General features: G+C 54.1%; 5 protein-coding genes. All 5 read left to right on the plus strand.

What is annotated here, in order from left to right; translation table 11 throughout:
- The first annotated feature begins 60 nt into the window (after positions 1 to 60).
- Positions 61 to 1,509 carry a cysteine--tRNA ligase gene (gene cysS / locus ACYVJT_RS05160; protein WP_343956630.1) on the plus strand — a complete coding sequence of 483 codons (1,449 nt, stop codon included), beginning with the start codon at positions 61 to 63 and terminating at the stop codon, positions 1,507 to 1,509.
- 28 nt (positions 1,510 to 1,537) lie between these two features.
- Positions 1,538 to 2,470 (plus strand): 23S rRNA (guanosine(2251)-2'-O)-methyltransferase RlmB, encoded by a 933-nt coding sequence (gene rlmB, locus ACYVJT_RS05165; protein WP_499418156.1) that lies wholly within the window; start codon positions 1,538 to 1,540, stop codon positions 2,468 to 2,470.
- 65 nt (positions 2,471 to 2,535) lie between these two features.
- Positions 2,536 to 3,564, plus strand: coding sequence for an ABC transporter substrate-binding protein (locus tag ACYVJT_RS05170; protein ID WP_343956632.1), 1,029 nt, complete (start codon positions 2,536 to 2,538; stop codon positions 3,562 to 3,564).
- 104 nt (positions 3,565 to 3,668) lie between these two features.
- A complete protein-coding gene (locus ACYVJT_RS05175) occupies positions 3,669 to 4,643 on the plus strand; it encodes an ABC transporter permease (RefSeq protein WP_343956633.1) in 975 nt (324 codons plus the stop codon).
- Positions 4,636 to 5,427, plus strand: coding sequence for an ABC transporter ATP-binding protein (locus ACYVJT_RS05180; protein ID WP_343956634.1), 792 nt, complete (start codon positions 4,636 to 4,638; stop codon positions 5,425 to 5,427). Before ACYVJT_RS05175 ends, ACYVJT_RS05180 begins: the two co-directional genes overlap by 8 nt.
- The last annotated feature ends 732 nt before the right edge of the window (positions 5,428 to 6,159 follow it).

Below are 6,159 nucleotides of genomic sequence, written 5' to 3' on the forward strand. Positions count from 1 at the left end.
ACTCGATGCGTATCTGAGAAATTACCCCGGAACAATCACACTGAGCTAAAATCGTGCAGCGTGGGACAACGATTTTATGATACCGCCACCGGGGCCATCCGGGACTTCACACCGATCCATGCCGGAGAGGTCTCGGTATATTACTGTGGCGCAACCGTGCAAGGCAGGCCGCACGTCGGTCACATCCGCTCTGCCGTGGTCTTCGACATCCTGGTCCGTTGGCTAGAATATGCCGGCAATAAGGTCACGTTGGTGCGCAACGTCACCGATATCGACGACAAGATTTTGTCCAGATCTGAGGAATCCTATACGACGGATTTCGTCGCGACCGATAATTATCCGGCACGAGAACCGTGGTGGGCGCTTGCTTACCGCTTCGAAAATGCATTCGCGTCGGCTTATGCCGCACTCGGTGTGCGCCGACCGAGCTACGAGCCACGTGCCACGGGTCATATTCCCGAAATGATCACACTGATTCAACGCCTCATTGATGCCGGTCACGCGTACCCGGCACTCGATGATTCAGCCGATGTGTACTTCGACGTGAAATCGTGGCCCGACTACGGTGCCCTGACCCATCAATCCGTCGAAATGATGCAGGATGCCGACGATGCCCCACCCCGAGGCAAAAAAGATCCACGCGACTTTGCGCTGTGGAAATCCGCACTAGAGGCCGATCCGCACGGGGCAGCTTGGGATTCTCCATGGGGAGTGGGACGCCCGGGGTGGCACATTGAATGCTCGGCCATGGCGACAAAATATTTGGGCACCCACTTCGATATCCACGGTGGAGGACTCGATCTGCGGTTCCCACACCACGAGAACGAGCTGGCACAATCCAGTGCAGCAGGCGATGAGTTTGCCAATTTCTGGATGCATAACGGGTTGGTCACCGCCGAAGGTGAAAAAATGTCCAAATCCGTGGGCAACACTGTGTCACCAGAACAAATGCTGACGATGGCCCGACCAGGGGCGGTGCGCTACTTTTTGGGACAAGCGCACTACCGTTCCCAACTGGACTATCATCCGTCAGCATTATCGGAAGCGCAGACGGCACTGGAACGCATTGAAACATTCCAGAGCCGTGCGGCCGAAACACTCGCCGTAACCGCCGGGAAAGGCAATGTGCCCAATGCCTTTACTGAAGCCATGGAAGATGATCTCAACGTGCCCGAAGCGCTGGCGGTTTTACACGCCACCGTCCGTGCGGGCAATGCCGCACTCGACGCCGGTCAGCATGAGACCGTCCACGAGTATATGGAGCAGGTCAACACCATGGTTGCTGTGCTTGGGCTGGATTCAGCGCAAGAAGCGAAGGATGATGCAAATTCTGCAACCTACCGGGCGCTGGATGAACTCGTGCAAGCACAAATCACCGCGCGTGCACAGGCGCGCCATGCGAAAGACTGGGCCACCGCTGATGCTATTCGAGATCAGCTCGCTGCAGCAGGCATCGTAGTCAAAGACGCTGCCGATGGTGCAACCTGGTCGGTAACAAACCAAACCTAAAACTTTTCCAATCAGAAAGGACGAGCAAATGAGTTCTCGTCGCAGTGGATCCCCAAAGAAAAAGGGCCCAACCAAAGGCTCCGGCGGCCAAGGCCGCCGGAAGCTGGCCGGACGTGGCCCAACCCCGAAAGCCTCGGACCGTACCTGGCATAAAGGGTATCGGCCACCCGCCACACGGCAGAAAAAGTCGGCCCCAACCGGCGACGCTGTGGCAGGCCGAAATCCCGTTGTGGAAGCACTCGAAGCGGAAATCCCTGCCTCGACGTTGTATGTGTCCATCGGCGTTGAAATGGACGATAGGATTCGGAACTCGGTTCGACTGGCTGCAAACCGCGGTATCCCCGTCTTGGAAGCAACCGAAGCCCAGTTGGCCAGGGTCACCGATAATGCTCGGCACCAGGGCATAGCACTCCAAGTGCCACCGTATGAATACGAAAACGGAATCGAGCTGGTCACCGGACTGATGTCGGACTGGAATAACGGCTACCGCCGGACACCACCGCTCGTGATCGCATTGGACTCCATTACCGATCCGCACAACCTCGGCGCCATTCTGCGCTCGGCTTCCGCATTCCAGGCCGATGGCGTCATCATCCCGTCCCGACGCGCCGTCGGCGTGAACTCCACCGTGTGGAAGACCTCGGCCGGTGCGGCAGCTCGTGTTCCCGTGGGTCAAGTGACCAATCTGAATCAAGCCCTTGATGAATATAAGAACGCCGGACTGTTTACCATCGGGCTTGACGGAGACGGAGAGCAATCCGTCACCGATCTTCCGTTAGCAACCGATCCGTTGTGTGTGGTCGTGGGGTCGGAAGGCAGCGGTTTGTCTCGCCTCGTCTCAGAAAAAGTCGACCAAATAGTATCGATTCCTATCTCCTCCGAACTCGAGTCCCTCAACGCTTCGTTGGCGGCTGGCATCACACTTTACGAAATTGCCCGACTTCGGCATAAGATTGTGTGAGCCTGCGAGATTGTTGCGTAGGACACAAGGCACATCACTCACATAAGTCGAGAGTTGGAGTAAAAATGAAAAGGAACACCCTGCTGAAAACAACGGCGACCGCTGCAGCTGCTGGTCTGTTGTTGACCGCTTGCGGCTCTGATGACAACGGGGGCGAGGGCAACGGCGACGGCGAATACACCGTGGGCTTGGCCCAATATGTCTCACACGCCTCGTTGGACGCAAGCGCAGAGGGCATGCAAGATGTTTTCGATGAGGCCGATGCCGACATCGAAGTCGAAGCGCAAAATGCTCAGGCCGATCAAGCAACTATGAACAACATCATTGGTAGCTTCGCTCAGGACGACAACTTGGATGCGGTTGCTGCGATCGCTACCCCGGTCGCCATCGCCGCAGCTACCTCCATCCCCGAGACGCCCATAATCTTTGCGGCGGTCACCGATCCCGTCGATGCCGGGCTGGTACCTGACTGGGACACACCCGGCGAGAATATCACCGGTGTGTCAGATATGAACCCAGTAGAGGAACAGCTTCAGCTCATCCTCGATGTCGTTGGTGATGTCGAAGTGATTGGTGTTCCATACTCGTCAGCAGAATCCAACTCGGTGGTTCAGGTTGAGGCAGCCAATGAAGCAGCCGAATCACTGGGCGTTGAAATTCAAAAAGTCGCGGTGACCAACACATCGGAAGTAGCTCAGGGTGTCGAATCGTTCTCTAATATCGACGCGATCTACGTGCCGACTGATAATACCGTGGTGTCGGGTCTGGAAACCGTCATTTCCTACGGTATCGACAACCAGATTCCTGTCTTTGCTGCTGAATCCGATTCCGTAGCACGCGGCACCATTGGCACCTACGGGATTAACTACTACGAACAGGGGCGCCAAGCAGGCGAAATGGTCGTCGACATTATCACTGGTGATGGCGAACTGGCCGATATGCCGACCGTCACCGCGAGTGAAGACTCGATGCAGTACACCTTCAACACAGAAGCTGCCGAGCAGATGGGTGTCGAAATCCCACAAGAACTGCTCGACGAAGGTGAAGTCGTCGAAACAGAGAGTGAAGGCGACGAGGACGATTCTGACGAGTAATTCGCGCCAACTTCAATAACCTGCAAAACTATAGACGGGCCTGGGACAGCGCAGACTGCCCGGGCCCGTTTACTGCACCTCCTGAAAGGTAAGTCCGTCCCGTTATGATCGTGACATTAGAACTCGGTCTCATATATGCCATCATGGCCCTTGGCGTCTATCTGACCTTCCGCATTCTGAATTTTCCCGACCTCACGGTCGACCAGTCGTTTACAACTGGCGCGGCAACAGCGGCAATCCTGATGGTGAACTACGACCTCAACCCGCTCCTCGCGATGGGCGCGGCATTCGTTGCGGGAGGACTCGCCGGTATAGTTACTGGACTTTTGCATGCAAAGGGTGGAATCAACCCGTTGCTTGCCGGGATTTTGACGATGCTTGCCCTGTATTCCATCAACCTTCGTATTATGGGCGACCGCGCCAATGTCCCGCTGCTAGGCAATGAAACGTTATACACCTGGTTCAACGAAAACGGCATTACCGACTGGACACTGATTCTCGTTCTTGCCGTGATCGTGTTGATCATCAAGATGCTGCTGGACTGGTTCCTCGGTACCGATATGGGGCTAGGGCTCCAAGCCACCGGTGATAACGAGGAAATGGTGCGCTCCTTTGGCGTCTCGACGGACACGATGAAAATTGTGGGCCTGGCCGTATCGAATGGGTTGGTCGGCATGGCGGGTGCCTTCATCGCACAAAAACAAGGCTCATCAGATATCTCGATGGGTATCGGATTGATCCTGGTCGGTCTCGCCTCGGTCATTCTGGGCCAAGCGATTTTCAACAACCGACTCGTCGCGCGCTTTGCGGATACCGCTGTTGGTCGGGTGCTCTTCGGGACCCGCAACAAAGAGGTGCTCATCGCCACGACTGCGGTGGTGCTTGGGTCAATCATTTATCGCGCAGCGGTGCAGGGAGCACTCGCTGTCGGATTCAATCCAAATGATATGCGACTTATCTCGGCAATTATCGTAGTGATCGCCCTCCTCCTACCGAAGTGGCGGATCCGGCGGGGTCCAAAGAAATCCGAGAGAATCTACGAATCCAAACCTGAGCTGAAGGAGGCCACCGATGCTTAAGCTGCAAAACGTGAACAAGACGTTCTTTCCGAACTCCGTCAACGAGCGTGTGGCACTATCCAACATTGATCTCGAACTCGGCAACGGGGATTTTGTGACGGTCATCGGATCCAACGGTGCTGGAAAGTCGACCGTGCTAAACACGATCGCAGGCAAGGTCAGCCCAGATACCGGGATTGTCGATATCGCAGGCAGAAACGTCACCCGAATGAAAGATTACAAACGTGCCACGTATGTGGGCCGTGTCTTTCAAGATCCGATGGCGGGGACCGCTCCAGATCTCACCATTGAACAAAATATGGCTTTAGCTGAACGTCGGGGGATGCGGCGTGGCTTGGCTTCTGGGATCACGAAAGCTAAGAGAACGCGATTTGCAGACGAACTCCAAGTGTTAGAACTTGGACTGGAAAACCGTCTGAGTGCAAAAGTTGGTTTACTTTCTGGTGGACAGCGCCAAGCGTTGTCGTTATTGATGGCAACTTTTTCACAACCCAAGATCCTGCTACTCGATGAGCACACCGCAGCACTTGATCCAGAACGGGCACGCCTTGTCACAGATCTGACGGAAAAGGTCGTAGCCGAACAAGAATTGACCACGTTGATGGTTACTCACAACATGGGTCAAGCCCTTGAAGTGGGGAACCGGTTGATCATGATGCACGAGGGGCGAATCATCTTGGATGTGTCTGGAACAGAAAAATCTTCTATGACGGTTGAAGATCTTTTGGCACAGTTCACGAATATCAAGAATGCGACCGTGTCAGACAGGACGTTGTTGCAGTAACGGACATATTCAGTACTTGCGGGTGGAAGCTAGATGAGCTTCCACCCGTTTCCTCTTTAAAACACGACTCTTTTAGAGACGTCGGTCACAGCCTGTTGAACGCAGTATGCACACAAGGTGAATAAACGGAACGTCCGAGACAAGAACAAGACTATAACGACCATACGAGAAGGCAGTACGTCAGTTTTGTGTTCCAAAAATATCTGTGTATAGTTATCTCTCGTGCCCAGGGCAGACCGGAGACGGGAAGCGCTGAGACACAGAAGTTCTTTTTAGAAAAAATATATAGCGATTCCAACTTCTGACTGGAGTTGACAAGCTCGAATCACTTCGTGATAAGCTGTTGATCCGGTTCAGAAACTGAACTAAAAGTTGTTTCAAAATTTAGATCACGGAAATCTCCGAGTCAATGCAGCGTCACCTCGCCGGTGCGCACTGTAAAAGCGAAAATGGAGGGCGCCGCCCACCAGCACTTCGTGTGACCGAGATAACCAAGCTCGGAATTGACATTCTGATCAGCTTGTCTGATAGAGTGTTCTTCTGTTGCCGAAGCTGTTCAGCTTCCGGTAACCAAGAATTCAGATTCCAGCTGATCCGATTTGACTTTGTTGTTTGTTTTGGTTTAGTGTTGTGTCCTGCACTGTGTTTGGTGTGGTTCATGGCTTGTTTGTGGATCGTGTGTTTTCACTGCCTGGTGGTGGCTCTGCGTTTGTGGGGTTGTTGTTGGGTGTG

Source organism: Yaniella soli (genome assembly GCF_054782375.1).

What these genes read in the sequence shown, in the direction of transcription:
- rlmB (WP_499418156.1), top strand. Translation starts at nt 1,538, where the DNA reads ATGAGTTCTCGTCGCAGTGGATCCCCAAAGAAAAAGGGCCCAACCAAA.
- ACYVJT_RS05180 (WP_343956634.1), top strand. Translation starts at nt 4,636, where the DNA reads ATGCTTAAGCTGCAAAACGTGAACAAGACGTTCTTTCCGAACTCCGTC.
- ACYVJT_RS05175 (WP_343956633.1), top strand. Translation starts at nt 3,669, where the DNA reads ATGATCGTGACATTAGAACTCGGTCTCATATATGCCATCATGGCCCTT.
- ACYVJT_RS05170 (WP_343956632.1), top strand. Translation starts at nt 2,536, where the DNA reads ATGAAAAGGAACACCCTGCTGAAAACAACGGCGACCGCTGCAGCTGCT.